This window comes from Streptomyces sp. NPDC054840, assembly GCF_053611065.1.
Map to the genome: position 1 here is coordinate 1 of NZ_JBSGZP010001044.1, position 1,672 is coordinate 1,672.

At 71.8% G+C, this 1,672-nt stretch carries 3 protein-coding genes; 1 reads left to right on the top strand and 2 read right to left on the bottom strand.

The genetic code is table 11. The features are described 5' to 3' along the window. Both ACWGIU_RS37300 and ACWGIU_RS37305 read right to left on the bottom strand, forming a co-directional pair. The coding region (locus ACWGIU_RS37300; RefSeq protein ID WP_453712499.1) for a DUF1206 domain-containing protein at positions 1–394 on the bottom strand (394 nt) is incomplete at its 3' end. A 5-nt stretch (positions 395–399) separates the two neighbouring features. After that, positions 400–849 (bottom strand): SRPBCC family protein, encoded by a 450-nt coding sequence (locus ACWGIU_RS37305; protein ID WP_453712500.1) that lies wholly within the window; start codon positions 847–849, stop codon positions 400–402. Between the two features lie 205 nt (positions 850–1,054). Here ACWGIU_RS37305 and ACWGIU_RS37310 point away from each other — a divergent pair, with 205 nt between their 5' ends. Next, positions 1,055–1,546 carry a flavin reductase family protein gene (locus ACWGIU_RS37310; protein ID WP_453712501.1) on the top strand — a complete coding sequence of 164 codons (492 nt, stop codon included), beginning with the start codon at positions 1,055–1,057 and terminating at the stop codon, positions 1,544–1,546. Positions 1,547–1,672: the final 126 nt, after the last annotated feature.

Below are 1,672 nucleotides of genomic sequence, written 5' to 3' on the forward strand. Positions count from 1 at the left end.
CGCCCCCGCCCGCCGCGAACGACAGGACGGAAAAGGCGACCGCCGCGTAGAAGACGGTCCGGCCCGCCGCGGCCAGCCGCTTCACCGGCTTGCCGCCGTCGGGTCCGGCCGCGCCGAACACCGCCTCCGACAGGCGCCACAGCATCATGCCGACGAGCCCGAAGCCCACGGCCCAGACGAGGACGCCGCCGAAGGGCTTTCCCATGAGCTCCTGGAGGGCACCCTGACGGTCGGCTTCCTTGCCCCCCGGATCACCGACGGCCACGCGCCAGGCCAGCAGCCCGACCAGTGCGTAGAGGACGCCGCGGGCGACCAGCCCGCAGCGCGCCGTGACCTCCCGGCCCCCGCCGCGGGACGCGGCACGGACGCCTCTGCCCGCGCGACCGTTGAGCATCGCGGTCAGACCTCGCCCCGCCAGGCGCCCGTCTCGGCCCCGCGGGACTCGATGAACAGCTTGAACCGCTTCAGATCGCCGGCCACCTGTCGCTTGACGAAGCCGAGCTTGTCGGCGGCGCTTTCGGCCAGCCCCTCGGGCACCCAGTTCATGTGAAGAGCGACCCTGGTGGTGGTCGCATCGATCGGCTGGAAGGTCACCAGCCCGGCCTGGCGCGCCTCACCGTCCACCGTCATCCACGCGACGCGGTGGTCCGGGAGCTGCTCGGTGATCTGCGCGTCGAACTCGCGCTGCACCCCGTTCACGTTCGTCACCCAGTGGGTGAGGGTGTCCGTGCGCTGGTCGATCCGTTCGACCCCCTCCATGAAGACGGGGAACTCCTCGAACTGCGTCCACTGGTTGTAGGCCGTCCGCACCGGAACGTTGACCTCGACGTACTCCTCGACGTGCGACATGCGTATCCCTTCGTGTGGTCGGCGGCCCCGCCCCGCATCCCGCGATGCCGGTCACCGTCGTGAGGGCCTCTTCAAGACCCGGCTACCCGGCCCCGAGCGGTGCATGCGCCGTGGCGGTAACGCCTCATGCCGCCGTGCTTCGGCACCGATGACCCGGGGTACCCGCCCCGGTGGAGGCAGGTCGGAGCGAGCGGAAGGAGCGGGCGTGGCGGAGACCGAACTGGACGCGTTCGTCGAAGTTCTGAACGGTCCCGTGTATGTGGTCACCGTGGCGGCCGGGGGCGAGCTGTCGGGCTGCCTCGTGGGCTTCGCCTCGCAGTGTTCGATCCGGCCACCGCGTTTCGTGGTGTGGCTGTCGGTACGCAACCACACGTACCGCGTGGCCTGCGGCGCCTCACACCTCGCGGTGCACCTGCTGGACCGCGACCAGTTCGCGCAGGCCGAGCTGTTCGGCGGCGAGACCGGCGACCAGGTGGACAAGTTCGCACAGGTCGACTGGCGACCCAGCGCCGACGGCAGCCCGCTGCTGACCGGAGCCCGCAGGTGGTTCGTCGGCCGGATCGAGGCCCGGATCGACGGAGGCGACCACGTGGGCTTCCTGCTGGTGCCCACAGAGGTCTCCCCACCGGTCGGGACCGTGCCCGCGCTGCTGCGGTACGACGATGTCAAGGAGATCGACCCGGGGAAGCCGGCCTGACCGCGTCTCGTGGGCGTCTCGCGAGCGCCGGGTCATCCCGGCTGCGCACACGGCGACCGGTGACCGGCTCCCGGCGGGCACGACCGGACCTGAAGGACCGCGGCCGCACGCGGGGCCCGGGGGGAC